Annotated in this window: 16 protein-coding genes; 9 read left to right on the top strand and 7 right to left on the bottom strand. The window is 28.7% G+C overall.

From position 1 onward, the window contains the following. Positions 1-26 precede the first annotated feature (26 nt). The 3 genes from N187_RS04185 to N187_RS04175 are packed head-to-tail and all read left to right on the top strand — an operon-like array spanning position 27 to position 6,174. A complete protein-coding gene (locus N187_RS04185) occupies positions 27-2,183 on the top strand; it encodes an AAA family ATPase (protein WP_025419983.1) in 2,157 nt (718 codons plus the stop codon). Next, positions 2,168-5,302, top strand: a complete 3,135-nt coding sequence (gene ileS, locus N187_RS04180) for an isoleucine--tRNA ligase (RefSeq protein ID WP_025419982.1) — start codon at positions 2,168-2,170, stop codon at positions 5,300-5,302. The genes N187_RS04185 and ileS overlap by 16 nt, the downstream gene beginning before the upstream one ends. After that, a complete protein-coding gene (locus tag N187_RS04175) occupies positions 5,290-6,174 on the top strand; it encodes a hypothetical protein (protein ID WP_025419981.1) in 885 nt (294 codons plus the stop codon). Before ileS ends, N187_RS04175 begins: the two co-directional genes overlap by 13 nt. A 153-nt stretch (positions 6,175-6,327) precedes the next feature. On the opposite strand, the gene N187_RS04170 is transcribed toward N187_RS04175, so the two are convergent. The 4 genes from N187_RS04170 to sbcD are packed head-to-tail and all read right to left on the bottom strand — an operon-like array spanning position 6,328 to position 12,001. After that, positions 6,328-6,954 (bottom strand): copper homeostasis protein CutC, encoded by a 627-nt coding sequence (locus tag N187_RS04170; RefSeq protein ID WP_025419980.1) that lies wholly within the window; start codon positions 6,952-6,954, stop codon positions 6,328-6,330. After that, positions 6,929-7,885 carry an ROK family protein gene (locus tag N187_RS04165; RefSeq protein ID WP_025419979.1) on the bottom strand — a complete coding sequence of 319 codons (957 nt, stop codon included), beginning with the start codon at positions 7,883-7,885 and terminating at the stop codon, positions 6,929-6,931. The genes N187_RS04170 and N187_RS04165 overlap by 26 nt, the downstream gene beginning before the upstream one ends. A gap of 47 nt (positions 7,886-7,932) precedes the next feature. Further along, positions 7,933-10,776, bottom strand: coding sequence for an AAA family ATPase (locus N187_RS04160; protein WP_025419978.1), 2,844 nt, complete (start codon positions 10,774-10,776; stop codon positions 7,933-7,935). Continuing rightward, on the bottom strand, positions 10,763-12,001 hold the full coding sequence (gene sbcD, locus N187_RS04155; protein ID WP_025419977.1) for an exonuclease subunit SbcD: 1,239 nt from the start codon (positions 11,999-12,001) through the stop codon (positions 10,763-10,765). Before sbcD ends, N187_RS04160 begins: the two co-directional genes overlap by 14 nt. Positions 12,002-12,076: 75 nt before the next feature. Here sbcD and topA point away from each other — a divergent pair, with 75 nt between their 5' ends. The 5 genes from topA (at position 12,077) to N187_RS04130 (ending at position 20,083) form a co-directional block, all read left to right on the top strand. After that, positions 12,077-14,614 carry a type I DNA topoisomerase gene (gene topA / locus N187_RS04150; RefSeq protein ID WP_025419976.1) on the top strand — a complete coding sequence of 846 codons (2,538 nt, stop codon included), beginning with the start codon at positions 12,077-12,079 and terminating at the stop codon, positions 14,612-14,614. A 3-nt stretch (positions 14,615-14,617) separates the two neighbouring features. Further along, positions 14,618-17,104 carry an ATP-dependent RNA helicase gene (locus N187_RS04145; protein WP_075550329.1) on the top strand — a complete coding sequence of 829 codons (2,487 nt, stop codon included), beginning with the start codon at positions 14,618-14,620 and terminating at the stop codon, positions 17,102-17,104. 146 nt (positions 17,105-17,250) lie between these two features. Further along, positions 17,251-18,690: a PTS transporter subunit EIIC gene (locus tag N187_RS04140; RefSeq protein ID WP_025419975.1), complete on the top strand. Its 1,440-nt coding sequence runs from the start codon at positions 17,251-17,253 to the stop codon at positions 18,688-18,690. Positions 18,691-18,789: 99 nt separating this feature from the next. After that, positions 18,790-19,302, top strand: a complete 513-nt coding sequence (locus N187_RS04135) for a hypothetical protein (protein ID WP_025419974.1) — start codon at positions 18,790-18,792, stop codon at positions 19,300-19,302. Further along, entirely contained in the window at positions 19,295-20,083 is a 789-nt protein-coding gene (locus tag N187_RS04130) for a phosphodiester glycosidase family protein (protein ID WP_025419973.1), read from the top strand. The genes N187_RS04135 and N187_RS04130 overlap by 8 nt, the downstream gene beginning before the upstream one ends. On the opposite strand, the gene N187_RS04125 is transcribed toward N187_RS04130, so the two are convergent. Then, positions 20,076-20,624, bottom strand: coding sequence for a hypothetical protein (locus tag N187_RS04125; protein WP_025419972.1), 549 nt, complete (start codon positions 20,622-20,624; stop codon positions 20,076-20,078). The genes N187_RS04130 and N187_RS04125 overlap by 8 nt on opposite strands. A gap of 76 nt (positions 20,625-20,700) precedes the next feature. On the opposite strand from N187_RS04125, the gene N187_RS04120 reads away from it, so the two are divergent. Further along, positions 20,701-21,060 (top strand): hypothetical protein, encoded by a 360-nt coding sequence (locus N187_RS04120; protein WP_025419971.1) that lies wholly within the window; start codon positions 20,701-20,703, stop codon positions 21,058-21,060. Positions 21,061-21,215: 155 nt separating this feature from the next. On the opposite strand, the gene miaA is transcribed toward N187_RS04120, so the two are convergent. Both miaA and N187_RS04110 read right to left on the bottom strand, forming a co-directional pair. Continuing rightward, entirely contained in the window at positions 21,216-22,130 is a 915-nt protein-coding gene (gene miaA, locus N187_RS04115; RefSeq protein ID WP_025419970.1) for a tRNA (adenosine(37)-N6)-dimethylallyltransferase MiaA, read from the bottom strand. Then, positions 22,117-22,314 carry a DNA-directed RNA polymerase subunit omega gene (locus N187_RS04110; protein WP_025419969.1) on the bottom strand — a complete coding sequence of 66 codons (198 nt, stop codon included), beginning with the start codon at positions 22,312-22,314 and terminating at the stop codon, positions 22,117-22,119. Before N187_RS04110 ends, miaA begins: the two co-directional genes overlap by 14 nt. Positions 22,315-22,317 lie beyond the last annotated feature (3 nt).

Genomic DNA, 22,317 nt, shown 5'->3' with positions numbered 1-22,317 from the left:
GAGAAGTCTCAATCTGGCATTTATTAATGTCTATATTAGTTTGCCCCAAAAAGTCTGAGATAAAAAACATAGACGCCAAGACTTTAAAAAATATCAAGCAAGATACATTATACGAAATAGAAAAGTTAGAAAAAGTTCTAATCGGTGCCAACGAAATTATAATTCCAAAGATAAACAGAGAAATTTTCATCCTTATTGAACAAACAAAAAAAGACTTCAAGTCTAAAATCTCAATAGGCATAAAAGAAATTTTTTATCAAATTTTAAAAACGAAAAAACTTCTAAAGAAATATAAACTTAATAAATTAAGCTTCAACTTTAACGAAGACAATATTATAGCAAGCATAGACAAAATAAGGCTAATTGAAACATATAAAGAATTCGAAGATGAAATAAGACTTACAAATGACCACTTTGAAATTGACAGATATGCTAAAAACCTAACAACACTTGCAAAGGAAAAAAAACTTGACCCCTTAGTAGGTCGTGAAAAAGAAATCCAGACACTAATAAACATACTTGAGAGACGAAATAAAAATAGCACAATCCTAATAGGAGAGCCTGGTGTCGGAAAAACGGCAATCGTTGAAGGACTTGCCATCAAAATTGCAAATAAAGAAATAAAAAGCAAATTACAAAACAAAACAATACTACAAATTGATGCTTCTGACTTAGTCTCAGGAACAAAATATAGAGGTGAATTTGAAGAAAGACTAAATAACATAATCAAATTCATCAAAAATAATAAAGACATAATAATATTTATTGATGAAATACACACTTTAATAGGAGCTGGAAACTCTGAAGGTTCTATTGATGCAGCAAACATTTTAAAACCTGTTTTGTCTCGCTCTGCAATACAAATTATAGGTGCAACAACTTACGATGAATATAGGAAATACATCTCTAAAGACAAAGCATTTACTAGAAGGTTTCAAACAATATCAATCAAAGAACCCGATGAAAAAGAAACACTCAACATAATCAATAACATAATAAAAAACTTTGAAGACTATCATGGTGTCACTTACGAAAAAGAAGCCATAAAACATGTTATAAATCTATCATCACAATATTTAACTAATAAAAGATTTCCCGATAAAGCAATTGATCTAATTGACATTGCCGGAGCTCACAAAAAACAACAGGCAATAAATAAAAAGATAGTCAATGTTGAGGATATTAAAAGCGCAACAGATGAACTATTAGATATTAAGATAAAATCTAATATAAAAGAAGAGATTGATACACTAAAATCAGAAGCAATTAATATAAAAGAAAAAATAATCGGCCAAGAATATGCTATAAACGAAATAATTATAGAGATAGTCAAAACAAAAGTCGATATAAATAACAAAACGCAACCTTTAACATCAATACTACTCATAGGTTCGAACGGAAGTGGAAAAACAATGATAGCAAAAGAAATATCAAAAATCATTATTGAAGATCAAAACTCAATACTAAAACTAGACATGTCAGACTATAGAGAAGAAACTTCCATATCAAAATTAATAGGAACAAATCCAGGATACACAGGCTATACTGACGGCGGCATTTTAACAAATAGATTAAAATATAATCCTAGAGCCTTCATAATATTTGAAAACATCGAACATGCTCACAATTCCGTACTTAATATGATAGAACAAATACTTGAAAATGGAGAGCTAATTGGTAATAAAGAAGATAAAATATCTTTCAAAAATGCCATTATTATTCTAAGTACATCCATTGGGACTAAAACACTACTTGGAAAAGGAAGTATCGGATTTAATAATAGAGAAAACAATACAAACATCAAAAGCGAAATTAACAATGAACTTAAAACAAGATTCAAATCATCACTACTAGATAAAATACAAAAAAAAATAATTCTTAATGTTTTAAAAGAAGAAGATCTTAACCTAATTTATACTCATTATTGCAAAGAACTTACTCAAAAATTTAGCCTAAAGAACATTAAAATAGAAATTGACGAAACTCTCAAGAATCACATAATAAAAAAATATTACGACAAAAATTCTGGAGCAAGAAGCATTTTAAATGCAATAAAAGAACAAATAGAAGAAAAAATTATTAATCAAATATTCAATAATCCCAACATTAATCTAATAAAAATATATTTAGACCAAAATGACATAAAAACCAAACAAAAGGAAATCTTATGTTCAAAAAAGTAGAAAATAAAGTAAATTTTCCTAAGATAGAAGAAAAAATACTAAAATTTTGGAATGATAATAAAATTTTCGAAAAATCAATGCAACAAAGAGAAGGTTGTGAGGAATTTACATTTTATGATGGTCCACCATTCGCGACAGGACTACCTCACTTTGGACATTTTGTTCCAAACACAATCAAAGATATAATTCCAAGATATAAAACAATGAAAGGAAAACATGTTAAGAGACACTTCGGATGGGATACCCATGGTTTACCCGTAGAATATGAAGTAGAAAAATCCTTAAAAATATCTGGAAGATACGAGATAGAACAATACGGAGTTGATAAATTTAACGAAGAATGCAGAAACATAGTTCTTAGATATACAAAAGAATGGCAAAAAACAATTTCAAGACTAGGTAGATGGGTTGACTTTGAGAACAATTACAAAACAATGGATATAACCTTCATGGAATCTGTATGGTGGGTATTTCAAACACTCTACAATAAGGGTTTAATTTATGAAAGCTACTATGTATTACCATATTCACCAAAACTTGCAACACCTCTCTCAAACTTTGAAGTTAACCTTGGAGAATATAAAGAAGTTCACGATCCATCACTAACTATAAAATTTAAAATCAAAGATAGAAATGAATATTTACTTGCATGGACAACAACTCCTTGGACATTACCTACAAATCTTGGAATCGCTGTTGGTAAAGACATAGATTATTCTAAAATATTTGATAAAGAAAAAGACTCAACATTTATAATTGCCACAAAAAGGTTAAATCATTACTATAAAGACGAACAAGCATATACAGTAATAAAACAATTCAAAGGTGAACACATTAAAGGAATAGAATATGAACCCGTATTTAACTATTTTCTAAATCAACGAAATAAAGGAGCTTTCAGGATACATACAGCAGAATATGTAACAACTGACAATGGAACAGGAATAGTACATATCGCACCATTTGGAGAAGAAGATTATAATATAATAAAAAAAAATACAAAAACTGACATAAAAATACCTATAGATGCCGAGTGCAGATTCACAAATGAAATAAAAGATTTTGAAGGACTATTTGTTAAAGATGCAGATAACAAAATAATCGAAAAATTAAAATCAATGAACCTTTTATTCAAAAGAGAAAACTTCCTACACAGATATCCATTTTGCTATAGAACAAATTCACCCCTAATTTACAGACCTATAAGCTCATGGTTTGTAAATATTGAAAAAATAAAAGAAAAACTCATAAGATCAAATGAACAAATAAACTGGATGCCTTCACACTTACAAAAAGGCCGATTTGGCAAATGGTTAGAAAATGCACGCGATTGGGCAATAAGTAGAAACAGATTCTGGGGAAATCCAATACCAGTTTGGATATGTTCAAAAACAGGAAACAAAATATGCATAGGCTCTAAAGAAGAACTTGAAAGACTTTCAGGACAAAAGGTAAATGACTTACATAAAGATAAAGTTGATAAAATCATGTGGCCTAGTGAATATGGTGGTATATATACTCGAACAAGCGAAGTCTTAGACTGCTGGTTTGAATCTGGTTCTATGCCTTACGCAAGTAAGCATTATCCATTTAAAGATAAAGATAAATTTCACAATATTTTCCCTGCTGACTTTATTGCAGAAGGTCTAGACCAAACAAGAGGTTGGTTTTATACATTAACAATTCTAGGAACTGCCCTTTTTGAAAGCACAGCGTTTAAAAATGTAATAGTTAACGGCCTAGTATTATCTAGTGACGGAAGAAAAATGTCAAAATCACTTAGAAATTACACAGATCCAATGAAAGTAATAAACACATTTGGAGCAGATGCTTTAAGACTGTATCTAATAATGAGTCCCGTAGTAAGAGCTGATGATTTAAAGTACAGCGATGAAGGAGTTAGAGATGTTTTAAAGAATATTATAATCCCTATCTGGAATGCTTACTCATTTTTCATAACCTATGCAATAATCGACAACTTTGAACCTAATAATAACATGAATCTACACAAAACCAATATCCTCGATAAATGGATAATTAGCGAAATCGAAAGTCTAAAAAAAATATTAAACGAAGAAATAGATAAGTATAATTTAACAAAATCAATAGAAGAGCTTCTTGAATTTATCGACAAGTTAAACAATTGGTATATCAGAAGATCAAGAAGAAGGTTCTGGAAATCTGAGAATGATCATGATAAAATAGATGCCTATGAAACACTATATTACGCGCTAAAGAACCTAATGTTAATGCTTGCACCATTTACCCCATTCTTAACAGAAGAAATTTATCAAAATCTGAAGATACAAGGCGAAAAAGAATCAATCCATCTAGAACAATATCCACAAGAGATTAAAGAGCTTATCAATACAGACCTTGAAGATAAAATGAACTTTATAAGAAAAGTAATCTCAATTGCAAGAGCACTTAGAGCATCACATAACATCAAAATACGAAAACCTATCAGTACAATCTATGTTGTTACCAAAAATAAAAAAGAACAACAAATACTAAGTGAAATGCAAGAAATAATACTTGAGGAAATTAACGCAAAAGAAATAAAAATAAAATCCAATGAAGAAGATCTTGTAACTTATAAAGCAAAAGCAAACTTCAGAGAACTTGGAAGTAAACTTGGTACAAATATGAAGCCGGTATCATTAGAAATAATGAAACTAAATAACGAAGACATATTAAAAATAATAAATAATAATCAATATATGATTAAAATCAAAGAAAATGAATATAATATTACATTAAAGGATATAATCCTGGAAAGACACGAAAGAGAAAATCTAAAAGTAATAAACAAAGATTCCATTACAATCGGACTAGATGCACTGATAACAGAAGAATTATATCTAGAAGGACTTTCAAGAGAACTTATAAGAAAAGTACAAAATTTAAGGAAAGAAAATAACTTCAATGTCAGTGATCGCATAATACTACATACAGATGGCAATGAAATACTGAAAAAAATAATAAGTCAATTTGAAAGCTACATTAAGACTGAAACCTTAACACTAAAAATAGATATTAATCAAGAAAAGGCACTAGAAAAGGTAGAAATAGATGATGGAATATCAATTAATATAGGTATTGAAAGATGGTCAGACTAATTATCAACATTTGCACAGCTATTCTTGTAATAGGATGTGAAACATTAACTTACTGTCCACCTAAGAAGAACATATCTTCAATTATGCTATTAGATCCCTCATCAGATATATACGCCTATATAAATCTATCAAAAAACAGATTCATCCATAATGAACTCAAACTCAAATACAAAATTGGACTTAACACTATTGGTAATATATACTTAAGTTACACAAAAAATCCAGAAACTTTTTCATCAATCATAACAGGAAATTTCCCTAAAAACATCTTCTGGGGAATACAAAATAATCCAAATTTTGAATCCTATGGAAACATCTTCACAAATCCAAAATGGAAGATCAAAAATTCAAATATATACGTCACTCCAACTAAAGATAAAAGAGGAATTCTAATAAATCAAAGAGAAATAACCCATAAAAGAGAAAACATACTAACAACAAAATATATTGATATACTCGAGCAAAATGAAATATTTATTTGGATAAAAGATATCGTTAAACTAATACCAACCAAAATGAAGAAAACAAATACAATTCCCCTTAATAAAGGAATATTCATTGCAAATAGCAAAAGTGACACTGATTATAACTTAAAAGCCTATCTAAACACTAATAACCCAGAAATCCTATCCATTTTATCCAAAAAACTAATACCAATACTCCTAGCAAGCACAACAAATATAATAATCTCAAGCTCCATACAATCTAGGATACAAGATCAAAATACCGTAGAACTTAAATTTAATGTTAACAAAATGAGCATTAAAAAACTCATAACAAACATAATCTTAAACAAAAATTGGGGTTTCAAGTATCTAGCATCAAATAACCAAATTACTAAGAAGTCTAACTTAGAATTATCCTCCACATAAACTTAATTCCACATAACCTACAGAATCAATCATTTTCAAGGTCAAATATAATCATATTCTTTTACCACAAAAATGTATAATCATCAAAATACTAAATACCAATCTACTACTAAATATCACTTAATTTAATCTTAAAATTAACTAACAAATACCTTAAGATGCGTTTAAATTACCAACAATAAGTCTTCCATGATAAGCTCTTGCGCCCAAAATAGCATCAATAATATCAATATTATCCTTACTAACCTTACCCGCAACAACAATTTCTAACTTATCTCCAGCCATTAAGATTAAATCTTGAAGTACTACAAGTGAATCTGAAGCTTTCGATCTTCCTCCCGAAGTCAATATTCTATGAACACCAATATCTAAAAGCTTAGACACAGAAGATCTAATATCATAAGTCTCATCGATTGCTCTATGAAAAGTAACTTTTAAAGGATAAGCTAAGCTTAGCAATTCTCTAGTTCTATCTATGTCAATTTTATGATCATCTTTTAAAATTCCAAAAACTACACCTTCTACTCCAAAACTCTTGCAAAGCTTAATATCTTCTTTCATAGCTTGAAATTCTAAATTAGAATATACAAAATTCCCACATCTTGGTCTAATCATTACAACAATAGGAACCCGTACAATTTCTCTCAAAACTTTTATGGTACCATAAGAAGGTGTAGTTCCCCCACAAGTCGTATTTTCACAAAGCTCAATCCTACTAGCACCAAGCTCAACAGCATTTAAAGCCTCCAATATATTAAAAACACATGCCTCTTTTATCATCTAAACCACATAATAAGTTATTTTCAACAAAATAATGATATAATGCTCCAATTTTACCAGAATCATTATTAAATTTAGTTGTCTCAAGTTTAACAAGTTTCTTAATATCATTATCATAAATATGAGCCAATTCTAAAGACCATAAATTCTCTAATTTATCATATATTTTACTTATCAGATCCGGTCTGGAACTTATTCCTCCTCCAATCAAGATCTTTCCAGGATTTAAAATAAAAGTTAAATTAAAAATTCCAAATGATAAAGTCTCAAAAAAATGCTCAATTTCATTCCTAGCATGTATATTACCACTTTCAGCAAGCTCAAACACATATTCTCCAGAAAGTTCATCAAACTCCATCTCCAAACGCTCAGCAACCCTCTTCCTTAAAGCTGCAACAGAAGCTATAGACTCCCATCTGCAATTAAAAGGAACATTATTACTCAGTCCTCTAGTAATCATAAATCCAATTTCACCAGACATAAAAGAATAGCCTCTTAAAAGTTTTCCATTCATAAATATCCCGGCACCAATACCCGTTCCAAGAGTTAAAGCAATAAAATCATTAGAATGAATAGCATTACCTTTAAATTTTTCTGCCAGCGCTACACAATTAGCATCATTTTCAATTTCAACATTCACTTCCGTTAAAGTCTCAAGCTTTTCCTTTAAAGGATAATTATTAAATCCCTTAATAGCATTAACCCTAATCACAATCCCCCTAGGATCAACAAACCCAGGCATACAAATTGCAACACCTTTGATATTTCCGTCTCTCTTATAAAAATTAATTATATCGACTAAAATACCAACCTGCTCATCATGAGTAGTACCCGATTTAACTTCATGTCTATCAAGGAAATTACCGCCACTATCTGCAAGAGAATATTTAGTATTAGTACCTCCAACATCAATTGCAATATAACGTTCCATACAAATCTCCATTTTCTAAAATATCCAAGTAATTATACAATAAAAAATTAAAAACTCTCTATAGTAATCTTAGAAACTGTTGCAATTTTACTTACAACTATCTGAGTCTTAATCTCTTCTTTCAAATAAGAAACATGTGATATCACACCTATTTGACGCCCATCAACACGCTGCAAGTCAAAAATTTTTGGAATAATCATTTTTAAAGTCTCCTCATCAAGATTTCCAAATCCCTCATCAAGAAAAAATGCCTCTATTTTAAGATCGCTATCTCTTATCATATCTGATAAAGCTAAGGAAAGCGATAAAGATACAAGAAATCTTTCACCCCCAGACAGAGTTTTAACACTACGAGTCATGTTTCCATCTCTTTTACTCCTAACTAAAAAACTAAAATCTTTACTATCTGTATTAATTTCAAGGTTAAAATCAGGCAGAATAACACTTAAATACTTTTTATTTGATATACTTAAGATCTCATCGATCAAAAAACTTTGAACATAATATTTTAAACTAGGAGAAGTAATAATAACTTTCTTTAAAATTTCCAATTTATCATTACGCTCATTTACACTCTTTAATGCATTCTCAATATCTTTTAACTCAACCTCCTGACTACTAAGTTCCACTTCAAGAGTTTGCAAACTTGAAAAAGTTGCTTCATATTTAATAATATCTCCGGAAAAAACCTTAATCTGAGACATAAAATTAGATTTCAACTTCATAAAATAATCTAAACTATTCTTACTAGGCTCTAAAGAATCAAGAGAAAAAATAGAATCTTTAACATAAAAATTATTTCCCATGAATTTTTTCAAATCTAAAAAATTAGAAGTAAACTTATCAAAATTATCTTTAAGCTCCATTTTAAAACTCATCATGCTTTCATTCATAAGCTCAATTTGACTTTCCAATTCAAGTTTCCTATTACTTATATCATTACAAAGTAAGTCCAATTTAACATGAATATCTTTTACGTCGCTCTTTGAAAGCAAAAATTTTTCAAACTCTGTTTCCAATAAAGCAGGCTCACTTAAACTTATCTTTAAATCAAGATTAGATAATAAATCTTTTATCTTGTCCAAAATTTCTTTAATCTCTATTTCCTTTAAAGAAATTTTGGAATTTAAGTCATTAAACATTGATTTTAAATTCTCAACTTCCTTAAGTTTATCTTCAAAAAGCAAAATCTTATCTCTATTAGAATAATCTATATATTTATGAAACAAATCATGGCCAATTCTTTTTAAAATTTCCGCATTATTTTTATTAAAATTTAAGACACAACCTTCCCATTTAATCTTATTTTCTTTACTATTCAAAATATCCTGTTTAAGATTATCTAACTTAGATTGCAAAATTTGAAGCTTTGAGTTTAACTCTAATAGTCCATTTAAATTACTAATTTTTAATTTCTCTTTTTTTTTGTATACTTTATACGAATCCTCAATATGCCTAAGATTCTCTATATCTATTTCAACAGACTGTTTATTACTATTAAGATGTTCTAAGAATCTTCTATGTAAATTAATTTTAATATTTATACCAACATCTTGAAACGAACCACTATCATTTGACCTTAATAATAACTCTAATTCATTTTTATAATCCAATGTTAATTCTTCATAAAAACCCCTTAATAACTTTAATGCCTCATAATAAATATACTTATCAAAATTAAATGTCGTCTCTTCTGAAGTAATACTTTTAATTTCTAAATTTTTTCTCCTCTGATCTACCAATAATTTCTTTTTTTGTGACTCCAATTGCTTCTCTTTTACAAGCAAGCTATTATAAGCCTTCTCATCAAAATCTATCTCACAGAAAAGAATATTTTCATAATACAATTCTTTTACATAATCAAAATTGTCTAAATCCAGATATTTTAATTCTTCTAAATCCCTTTGAATACTTAAAAGCTCCAATGAAAACCGATTCTTATCATTAATAAGTTCAAGGTACCTTTTAACAAAATTTTCTAAATTCAAAAAATCATTAGAATTATACAATTTAAGCTTTTCGTCTAACTTTGATTTAATATCCTCTTGTAAAAAATACTCATGATTTAATTTTTCTTTACTCGCAACCTTAGAAGATAATTCCAACTCTAAATTATCTATCCTATAGCGAATAGCTAAATAATCTTGATTAAACTTAATTATTTTGTCACAAATACCTATTAACTCATAAATATCGTCAAGATTTTTTCTTAAAGCTTCTATATCAAGAGAACTCAAAAAATCAGTCAATTCATTTATTTTTTTTTTACTAACATCAAGCCTGTTTTTTTTCTCTGTATACAATAACTCCAATTTTTCTTCATTGGATTTTGTAAGATCTAGTTCTCTTTTCAAAAAAATTTCTATATCATCATATTTTTTTAAATTAAAAATATTATCAATTATTGCTGCCTTACTTTTTGGCTTTGAAATTAAAAATTCCTGAAAATTACCTTGAGGCAAAATAACAGTTTGACAAAACTGTTCAAAATTTAATCTACAAAGACTCTTTATATAAGCTAAAACATCATCTTTATTCTCAATCAAACTTCCATCATTAAGACAAATTAGTACCATATTTTTTGGTGTTTCCTTTTGTCTTAAGTGAAGTTCAACAAATGACTCATAAACTTTATCAGAAACAGTAAAAGTAAGTTTAACATAAGCACTATCAAAACCTTTCGAAATTGAATCTGAAATATTTTTATCAAGTCTATAAACTCGTGCATAAAGAGCAAGGGTGATACAATCTAAAATTGTACTCTTACCAGATCCAGTATTTCCTGAAATCAAAAAAATACCAGCCTGCTTTAAAACAGAAACATCAAAATTTATCTCATATTCACCTTTATAGGAAGCAATATTTTTAAATATTAACTTATTTATCCTCATACTCGCCTGCTCTTCCTTTAAGTAATACCTCCTCAAAAAGAGCAACAAGTTCTTCTTCCTTAAACTTATTTCCTCTCCTAAAACCACTCATAACATCTTTTCTTAATTTTTCTTGGAAAAAATACTTCTCATCCCTATTTAGTATTTCATCTCTACTAAATAATCTACTCCGACCTTCCTTTAAAACTTCTTCGCCTGAATCCACCAAATTATAATAAATATCAAATATATTAATCAGACTTGACTTCACTAGAGCATAAATCTGCTCTTCAAACTTGGATTCCACTTTCTCATTAAGTTGAATTTTCAAGTAACAAAGATAAGAAATCTTAGCCTTAAGCTTATATAAATCATCCATAATCTCACTAAAAGACCCTTGTAAAAATTGCAGTTTACCAAATATGGGAAGTAAAACCTTACTCTGTTCAACTAATTTACCGTCACTAAAAAACAATACATTCACATATTTTCTAACATCCTCATCAAACGAATATTGAATTGGCGAACCCGAATAAGCTATGTTATCTCTTAATTTCCTAAAATTATGAATATGTCCAAGTGCAACATAAGAAAAAAAAATATTGTCAAAAATACTAACAGGCAAAACAGGACTATTGCCAATACTACTAATTACACTAATATTAGAAAAAAAAGAATGAGCAACAAATATTCTAGGAACATTAAGATACTTCTCATCAAGAGACTTAACAATATCTGATATCTTATCTTTATAGGCCTTTTGAAGGTTTTTAAGAAAAATATCATCTTGTAATTCTATATTTCTACACTCTTGATCCACAATAAGCCTTTCATTAATATAAGGCATACAGACAATAATAAATTTCACATCACAAAGGTCTCTCAAAAAGATCACTTGATTGGAAAATTCACTTCCAGTAACTAAAAAAAAATTAAACTTTGAAAGTATCTTTTTATTAATATTAAAATAATCCCTCTTATCATGATTTCCAGTAATAACCACACACCACTTACAAGACGTAAAAGATAATTCATAAAAAAAATCATTTATTAATTTTTGTTCCTCAAACCCAGGTCTCTTTGAATCATAAACATCACCAGCAATAAGCAAAAGATCAATTTTCTCATTTTTAATAAATTCCAATAAAAAAATTAAAAAACTCTTCTGCTCTCCAAGCCTAGAAAAATGCCCGATCTTTTTACCAATATGCCAATCAGATGTATGCAAAACTCTATAAGTACTCATAAATACCGCACAATTTTTATCGAAAAATTACAATAATTCACACATTATGTTATATTATATACATATAAGGGTTTTATGCAACAAAGAAAATTAATAATAGTAGAATCACCAACAAAAGCAACAACAATAAAAAGGTATCTTGATAATTCATTTTCAATAGAAGCTTGTATAGGACACATAAGAGATCTACCAAATAGTGCTAAAGAAATACCTGAAGAATACAAAAAATTTGAATGGTCAAGCCTATCCATAGACTATCAAAATGATTTTAAACCACTATACATTATCCCCCCAAATAAAAGAACAGTAATTGAAAAACTTAAAAATCTCATAAAGGATAAAGATGAAATATATCTGGCAACTGACCAAGATAGAGAAGGAGAAACAATAGCATTTCACCTAAAAGAAGTGTTACAAATTAAAAATTATAAAAGAATGGTATTTCATGAAATCACAAAAAGTGCAATAATTGATTCACTTAATAATACAAGAGAAATTAACATGAATCTCGTTAATGCTGGAGAGACAAGAAGAATACTAGATAGACTTTACGGATACACTATCTCTCCTCTACTTTGGAAAAAAATTGCTTACGGACTCTCCGCTGGTAGAGTACAATCCGTTGGCCTTCAATTAATTATAGAAAAGGAAATGGCAAGAATAAACTTCAAAAAAGCCAGCTATTACTCCATCACACTTGAATGCAAACATAACAAAAGTGATACACAGATTAGGACAATATTAGAAAAGATTGAAAACAAAAATGTAGCCGAGAGCAAAGATTTTGTAAATGATACAGGGACTTTACATGATCCTGATAAGACAATTGTAATAGATCAAACATTGATGAATACGCTTACAAAAGAGTTAAATAAAACAAAAGAGCTCAGAGTGATTTCAATTGAAATGAAAGAAGTAAAACAATCTCCTCCTAAACCATTCATTACATCTTCCCTGCAACAAGAAGTAAACAGACGACTAAAAATAGGAACCAAACAAATCATGAATTATGCACAAAAATTGTATGAGAGTGGCTACATAACTTACATGAGAACAGATTCTTATAATATTGCAAAGACCGCTAGAGAAAAAATAAAAACTATTATAAAACAACAATATGGCGAAGAATATATAGAAATAAATGACAGAGTATATGCTAAAGCTAAAATGGCTCAAGATGCACATGAAGCCATAAGACCTTCTGAAATGTTCACTCCACCTGAACAAATACAAATAGAAAGCGAGACTGCAAAAGAAATATATAAAATAATATGGAACAGAACTATTGAATCTATCATGAAAGATACAATAAAAAAAGTTATTAAAATAACATTAAAGTATGACAATTTAACGTTCAAATCAAGCTTCACAAAAATCATTTTTGATGGCTTCCTAAAAAATAGCAAAGAGTCTCATGAAAACAGCCTTATAGATTTTTCACTCATAAAAGAAGGTGATAAATTCGTCATACTGGATATAAAACCAGAAGAACATGAGACAAAACCTCCACTTAGATACACAGAAGCATCATTAGTACAAAAACTTGAAAAAGAAGGTATAGGTCGCCCTTCAACTTATTCGACTATCATCTCAACACTCTTTGAGAGAGAATATATATTTAAGCAAAATAATACCTTAGTACCAACAATAAAAGGAGCTGCTGTCATCAACCTACTAAAAAAATATTTCCCAGTACTAATTGAACTACAATTCACATCCCATATGGAAGAAAATCTAGATAAGATCGCAATAGGCAAACTAGACAAAATAAAATATCTAAATAAATTTTATAATGGAAAAGAAGGACTAAGGAATACAATCAACAAAATAGAACCCATTATAAGTCCTGAAGAATTTAGAATAGTCTACGAATATAAAAACGACGAGAATTTTAATTATAAAATCAATATTGGCAAGTTTGGTCCTTATCTAATTTTTAATGGAAATAATTACTCAATTGATGTAACAACACCATTAGAAAGCCTATATAAAAAAGATGAAATAAAAAAAATAATATCAGAAAAAGAAATACAACCTAATATATTAGGAATAGATCCTGCAACAGGACTTAACATAATATATAAAAATTCAAAATATGGAGGAATTATTCAACTTGGAGAGGATATGCATGCTCCACAAGAATTCACAAAAACAGGCAAGCCTAAAAAACCTAAAATAATAAAAGCTAAAAAAGTTTCTACAAAAAACATAGAATATGAAAACATAACCCTAGAACTTGCTCTTAAACTACTCTCTCTTCCAAAAATAATTGGAGAATATCCAAAAACCAATGAAAAAATAATTGCCACAACAGGCATTTTTGGAGATTATATTAAAACTGAAAATAACAGCATAATATGCCCACTAAAGAAAGATATAAAAGCATATGAAATAACATTGCAAGAAGCAATTAAGTTGCTAGACGCAAAATTAGAAAAAAACGGAATTATTGTAAAAACAATTTTACTATCAAAAAATAAAGTTGGAAATAAAATCTATGTTTACAAACAAAATGATAGATTTTATGCTAAAATTAATAGGAAAAAGATTGATTTGCCTACTGATATTGATCTTAATCAAATAGATGCAACTTACGTTTTCGGACTAATGTAAGATATGAATGATTTTGGGCTTCCCATTTACAAATATAAAGATGAATTAATTAAAAAGTTAAGGACACATAATGTTCTGATAGTAGAAAGTCCAACAGGAAGCGGAAAAACCACACAAATACCAAGAATAATATATGAAGCAGAACTAGCAAAGTTTGGTAAAATTGGTGTAACACAACCAAGAAGAATAGCTACAGTATCAATAGCAGAATATATTGCAAAACACATCGGAGTAAATCTTGGAGAAGAGGTAGGGTACAAAATAAGATTCCAAGAGATCACAAGTACCAAGACCAAAATCAAATTAATGACTGACGGAGTTTTATTACAAGAACTCAAAAAGGACTCCCTACTTTATGAATACGACATAATAATAATAGATGAAGCGCATGAAAGAAGTTTAAATATAGACTTTATACTAGGGCTTATCAAAGACATACTAAAAAAAAGAGATGACTTTAAAGTTATAATTTCATCTGCCACAATAAATACGCAAGTTTTTTCAAAATATTTTAACAATGCACCAATACTTAGCATAGAAACAATTACTTATCCTGTACAAATAATCTACAATCCACCACAACTTAATACATCAAAGTTAATGATATTAAAAATAAAAGAAATAATTAGCGGTATAATCAAAGAAAAAAAAGAAGGTGATATTCTTATATTCCTATCTGGAGAAAAAGAAATAAAAGAAACAATAAAAGAAATTCATGAATTAAATTCCAAGCAAGACTTAGTAATATTGCCTTTATATGGTCGAATGGCAAAAGAAGCACAAGAACAAATATTTATGCCTACTCCAAAGAATAAAAGAAAAATTATAGTATCAACAAATATCGCAGAAACTTCAATTACAATTGAAAATATTAAGATAGTAATTGATAGCGGAAAAGTCAAAACAAATAGATTCCAGATGAAAACACATACTTATTCACTTCAAGAAGTACCAATTTCAAAATCATCTGCAACACAAAGAGCAGGAAGAGCAGGAAGACTCGCAAAGGGAACATGTTACAGATTATATAAAAGAGATGAATATCAATTAAGAGATGAATATCAAAAGGAAGAAATATACAGAACAGATCTCTCTGAAGTAATACTAAGAATGGCAGACATAGGAATTAGAAATTTCACAAAATTTGATTTTATTTCCAAACCATCAATTAAATCTATTCAAACAGCAAGTGACATATTAAGATCTCTAGATGCAATAAATGAAAAAAATGAGCTTACGGAAATTGGAAAATATATGATAATTTTTCCTCTAATACCAATTCATTCAAGAGCTTTAGTTGAGGCAATGCTGAACTATCAACAAGCAATATACCCAACCACAATTGGATTATCGTTTTTATCCACAAGTGGAATTTTTTTACTACCCCAAAACGAAGAAATGGAAGCCAGACAAGCTCATTTAAAATACAAAAATCCACTAGGCGATCTAATAGGATTTATTAATATATTCGAAGATTATAAAAAAGCCATTAATAAAGAAGCCTTTGCCAAAGAGAATTATCTAGACTTACAAGGCCTTGAAGAAATTACTAACGTACAAAGACAACTCGAAACCATTGTAAGTAACTTCAACATCCCAATAGTACGTAAAAGCGAGATTGATTACGAAGGTTACTTAAAATCTATAATGAGAGGAATGAAAGATTACATTTGCTTTAAAACCTCAAAAAATACATATAAAACGATAAAAGCTAAAAATGTCGTAATCCATCCTGGTTCACTTATTAACACAGATTCTGTAAAATATTTCGTCGCAGGAGAAATCATAGAGACAAGTAAAAGATATGCCCGATCAATTGGAGTACTTAAAAAAGAATGGATCAATGATATTCAACTTGAAAAAAATGAACAGAAAAACACTCACAAAGAGAATAAAAAATCAATTAACACCCATAAAAATATAATAAAAAACGATAAAAATCCTCCATCAAAAAATGAAATAATAATTGGAAGAAAAAAATTTAACACTCACAATGAACACAAAAATCAATTAACACTTAGCTTAAAAGAAGTTAAAGAATTAATATCACAAGGACTAAAAAGCGAAGAGGAAAAAGCAATAAAGAATATTTTTGTAAACTTAACACATGAAAATTTAATCATACTCAAAAACAAGAAGCTAATAGAAATAATGCGAATAGTAAATAGTATGGAACCAGATTGGACGCTTATCAAAGCATATGAAAACACAAATGTTCATATTACCGAAATTGATAAGATAAGAAATATTTTAGAATGCACTATGAATTTCATTAAACATCCCAATAAACAATCTGTCCTTTTCCTATCACTCAGAAGCGATTACTCTAATAATTTTTGGCTAAAACCTCAAAAAAACTTTAGCGTAGCAATCGAGGAATCAATGAATAGCATCAAAAGCCTGATTGACAATCAAGATAATATTAAAAAAATTGCCCCTATTAAAAAAACAGTGAATAAAGTTTACAAAAAATTAAACTTCTTTTTTTAAAAAATCCAAAATATACATACCACATTGCAAGTTACAAAATAAATATTTAAAAAACATAAATAAATGAACGATATTTAAACTAGAATCATATTTAAAGTTAATATAAACTTTAAATAATAAAAAACATAAATTAAAGGAGGCAAATAATGAATAAGTTAATGAAAAATATGCAAAATCTTGGAAAAGCTTTGCAAACTCCCGCGGCTGTCTTGCCGATCGCTGGAATTTTACTTGGCTTTGGTTACTTAATAATAGAAACTACAGAGTCTTATGTCATGCTTAGACAAATTGGTAAACTAATGGAACAATCAGGTAGTGCTATTTTAGGAAACTTACCAATACTATTCGCAATCGGAACTGGAATGGGATTATCTAAAAATAACAAAGCAGCTGCAGCACTCGGAGGAGCTGTAGGATATCTAATTTTAAATGCAGGGCTATCTACATTTACAATAATAGTTAATGGAAAATCAGAACCTGTTAACATGTCAGTCCTAGGTGGTATTATTACAGGCATAAGCTCAGCGATTCTTAGCGACAAGGTAGTAAACTACAAAATGCCACAATTTTTAGGATTCTTCTCAGGACAAAGATTAGTACCAATAGCTAATGGAATGCTGTCTGTAATACTTGCCACAATATTTGGTCTCCTATGGGCACCAATACAAATAACTATCAATCAAATTGGAATCTGGATGATAGAAGCTGGTAATCTCGGATTGTTTGTATTTGGTTTTCTAAATAGACTTCTCATAATAACAGGTCTACATCAGCTTCTAAACACTTTAGTATATTTTGTATTCGGAGAATATACCACAAGCGACGGAAACATAATTCAAGGAGAAATTACAAGATATTTAAATGGAGATCCAACTGCCGGCTCATTTACATCAGGAATGTATCCAATCATGCTATTTGGACTACCAGGTGCAGCCCTTGCAATGTACTTAACATCCAAGGCAAAAAATAGAAACGAAATAGGTGGTATTTTACTCTCAGCAGCCCTTACCTCATTTTTAACAGGAATTACAGAACCAATAGAGTACACATTTATGTTAATAGCACCTCTACTTTATTTAATACACGCTACTCTAACTGGAATATCATTAATCATTACTAATATATTTGAAATACGTATAGCATTTGCACTCTCAGCAGGAATTATAGATTACTTCTTAATGTTCCCAAAATCAACAAACGCTTTGCTAATATTCCCAATAGGACTTGTAATTGGAATTATCTACTTCACTATTTTCATAACATTAATAAAAGCATTTAACATCAAAACACCGGGTCGTGAAGATGATACTCAACAGAGCACAATTTCTAGTAATACTTCTAAGATATTTCAAAATGAAGATTTTGATACAATCATTCAAGCCCTTGGAGGACTTGACAATATAACAAATGTTGATTCATGTTTTACACGACTAAGAGTAGATGTAAAATCGCCCTCATTAGTAAATAAAGACTTAATGACCGAACTTGGAGCTACTGGAACAATTATTACATCAGGAAATCAAGCCCAAGTAATATTCGGGGCAAAATCTGAACAAATCTCAAATTACATAAAATCCAAACTTTAAATTTAAAAAGAATAAGAAGAAATTAGGAAAATTTTTTCTTATTCTTCCATTCTTCCTATTCAAACCAAAAATAGTGTATAATACCTGAAATAAAATTATATGAATTTAAAACCATCTAAAATATTATTAATTTTACTACTAATAGTCTCAAGTATTCCAATATACGGCACATCCAAAGAAAATTTTGAAAAACTAAATAAACTATACATGTTATATAACCTAAATAACAACTTACCAAAAGAACTTGAAACAATAAATGCAATTAAAAATCTAAACCTAGAATACTATTATTTACTTATGGCCAAGTATCTACTTAAAATAAAGAAATATGAAGAAGCCAATAACTTTTTAAACAAAATGAACAAACCTAAAGATAAAAACATAAAAAATGAAATTTTATTACTAAAACTTAGAATTAATGAACCAAACATAAGTGAAAACGAAATCAATAATCTTCTACAAAAACACAAAGAATTAGACATAAAAATAATCTATCAGTTATATAATATTACAAGAATAAAAAATGACAAAATATCTTTAGAGATCAAAAATATAATCTTAAAAAACTATCCTAAAAGTATTTATTCTTATAAAATAAAAAGAAATGAATAAAACAACATTACGAACAACAATATTAATTCTGATATTAATCATCTTTTCAGCACAAGAATCAATCAATCCAGAAGACATAAGAACAAGATATAAAATAATTAAAGGATCTTTCAAAGAAAGTAACTATATTATTGTCAAGATAAAAAATGAAAATTTAAAGTTCACAATCTCAAAGCCTATTTACGACAAAAAAAAGAATAATTATTACTTTAAAGGTCAAACAACAAGTGAATTCTTACTTTCTAACGAAATAGATATTGCCATTAACACTAGCCCATATAAGATTAAAGAAAATATGTTCTACCCTAATGGTCTCTATATATATAATAAAAAAATAATCTCCAATGCAAAAAAAGATCGAGGAATAATTATAATCAAGAATAACCAAATAATATTAAATCCTAATAAAGATGAGATTAAAAATTCTGATTATGGTTTTAGTGGTTTCTTTCCTCTAATCAAAAATGGAAAATACACTAAAAATTTTAAAGAAAATAAACATCCAAGAACAATAATAGGTACTGATCAAAAAAACAAACACCTATATCTAATAACAGTAGAAGGAAGAGGCGTTAATAATAGCAAAGGTATCTCATTAAATGAAGCAATAGATCTCTCACTAAGCTATGGTATTACCAATTCTATTAACCTAGATGGAGGTGGTTCAAGTACACTTGTAACAAAATCAAATAACTCATCTCAAAAACTCAATGCCACATCTAATATCTTTGGACAAGAAAGAATCGTTCCTTTTCACTTAGGAATAAAACTACCTAACTGAGAAATTTCCAACCAATATTAACTCCAAGCGTAATCTCAGTTGTTAAAGAAGAAAAACTTTCTACAGCAAAAGAAGTAGGTGAAATTGAAAGCATAAATAAAGGTCTAATATAAAGCCCTTCAACTTCAGGAACGAAAAGATCTGCAGCAAATCCCAAAGAAAAAAACAACAAATTTATTCTCTTAATACTTAAATCAATCGTATATTTAATTCCAAGAAGAGGAAACAATACTCTAACATATTCCCTAAAAATAATCGGATAAATTCCATAAAATCCAAAAGCAAAATATCTACTATGATGACCAGACAAAAAAGCATCTTTATAAGATATATCTAAAATAAGATAATTAACATCAAAGAACAAATTCAAATTTATCCCATTATCTACTCTACTATAAGTTACTGCAGAATCACTTATATTGTCCTTACTAGCATAATTAGTGAACTGATAAGAAATCCCCCCTCCAAAAGACAATGGATATGCAAATATTAAGTCACTTGAAGGAAACAATAGAAACAATAAAAAAATACATCTTTTCATTGAAAATCCTTAAACTTTCTAAAAAAACATTATATTATTATATACAACTGTATATCAAGTAACACAAACACAAATTATGAAAATAAAATTGCTATCCTTAATTTCTATAATGTTTTTAACATGCAACAAGAACTTAGAAATTCCCTTAATAAAAGAATGCAAATTACCCAAAAGCAGCATCTTAGGATTTTCAAGAAAAGTAGGAATCATAACAAAAAATTATGTCCTTTTAAATAAAAAACCTAAAATAGACAATACCGATTACGATTATCTGACAATAATCAGAAAAGATGAAATAGTAAAAATCAAAAAAATCATGCAAAGCACAGAAAAACACGGAATTAAAGGTAAATGGATATTAGCAACATATAAAGGTAAAAAAGGATACATCTTTAGCAAAGATATAAACATAATAAATAACATAATTATTGAATAAGCAGCTAATAATATAAAAATGTTAGCTAACAAAAAACCAACTAACAAACATTTTAATTACTTATTCTTCTTTTTATGTCTATTCTGTCTTCTCTTTTTCTTGCGCTTATGAGTAGATATTTTTTTTAACTTTCTTTTTCTTCCACAAGGCATGTCTCATATCTCCTTACTACCAAAAATTAAATCCAAAATGTCCTTTAAGTCATCATCAGGATGAAACCACAAAACATTAGGAATTTTGTCAAAAAAAGTCATCTGCCTTTTTACATACAAAAATGAATGCTTCACTATTAAGTCTATTATATCATTTAACATATAATAAGGTCTACTCTTCCACAATAAAAATTCACGATATCCTATTCCTTTAAAAGCCGGCGTTGTATCATTGTATCCTTTCCCCAATAATCTCTTAACCTCTTCAAGTAATCCACAATCAATCATATCATTTACCCTAGATATTATCCTAGACTTCATTTCTTCCATCGGCCTCTTCAACCCAATAGCTAAGATATTTTCAAGCATCTGACCTCTTTTTAGGAATTGACTAATTGAAATACCTGTTTGATAATAAACCTCAAGCGATCTTTTAATCCTATAAATATCATTTTTACTGATTGATTCATATCTTTCAAAGTCTACTCTCTTAAGCTCCTCTAAGAGATAATCTTTACCTCTTAGAGTAAAAAGAGTATTTATATAACACCGTATTTCAGAAGAAACAGGCGGCGTAGCAGGCAATCCATATTTTAAATGCTTAAAATAAAAAGCCGATCCACCTACAAATACAGGAAGCTTATTTTGCTCCTTTAAATTCTCTATGAGTTTACATGCCTCTCTGTAAAAAATTCCAAGATTATACTCTTCAGTCGGTTCCAAAAAATCGACTAAATGATGTTTTATATGAGATCTTAATTCAAAACTGGGCTTACAAGAAGCAATATCAAACTCTCTATAAACTTGAATAGAATCAACATTAATTATTTCAGTTACACCCTTTGGAAAATTAAATAGAATATCACTTTTGCCTACGGCTGTAGGTCCAAATATAAAAACTATTTTATTTTTCTTCAATTGAATACGTAAACCGGCCTGTCAAAATATCATTAAAAGCTTGTCCCACCACTCTTTCGTCAGAAGTAGTATGCCCCGCTAAAGAAATTTGATCAATAATTTGCTCCGTACGAACTATCACCGCCATAACAAGCTCATAATAATTGCCATCAAAATCTTGTATCTCTTTTAAAGGTATTTTCATCCC

It is taken from the genome of Borrelia anserina Es (genome assembly GCF_001936255.1).
Classification (GTDB): domain Bacteria; phylum Spirochaetota; class Spirochaetia; order Borreliales; family Borreliaceae; genus Borrelia; species Borrelia anserina.
Note: the sequence above shows the minus strand (reverse complement) of the source record. Positions and strands in the feature narration are given on the sequence as shown.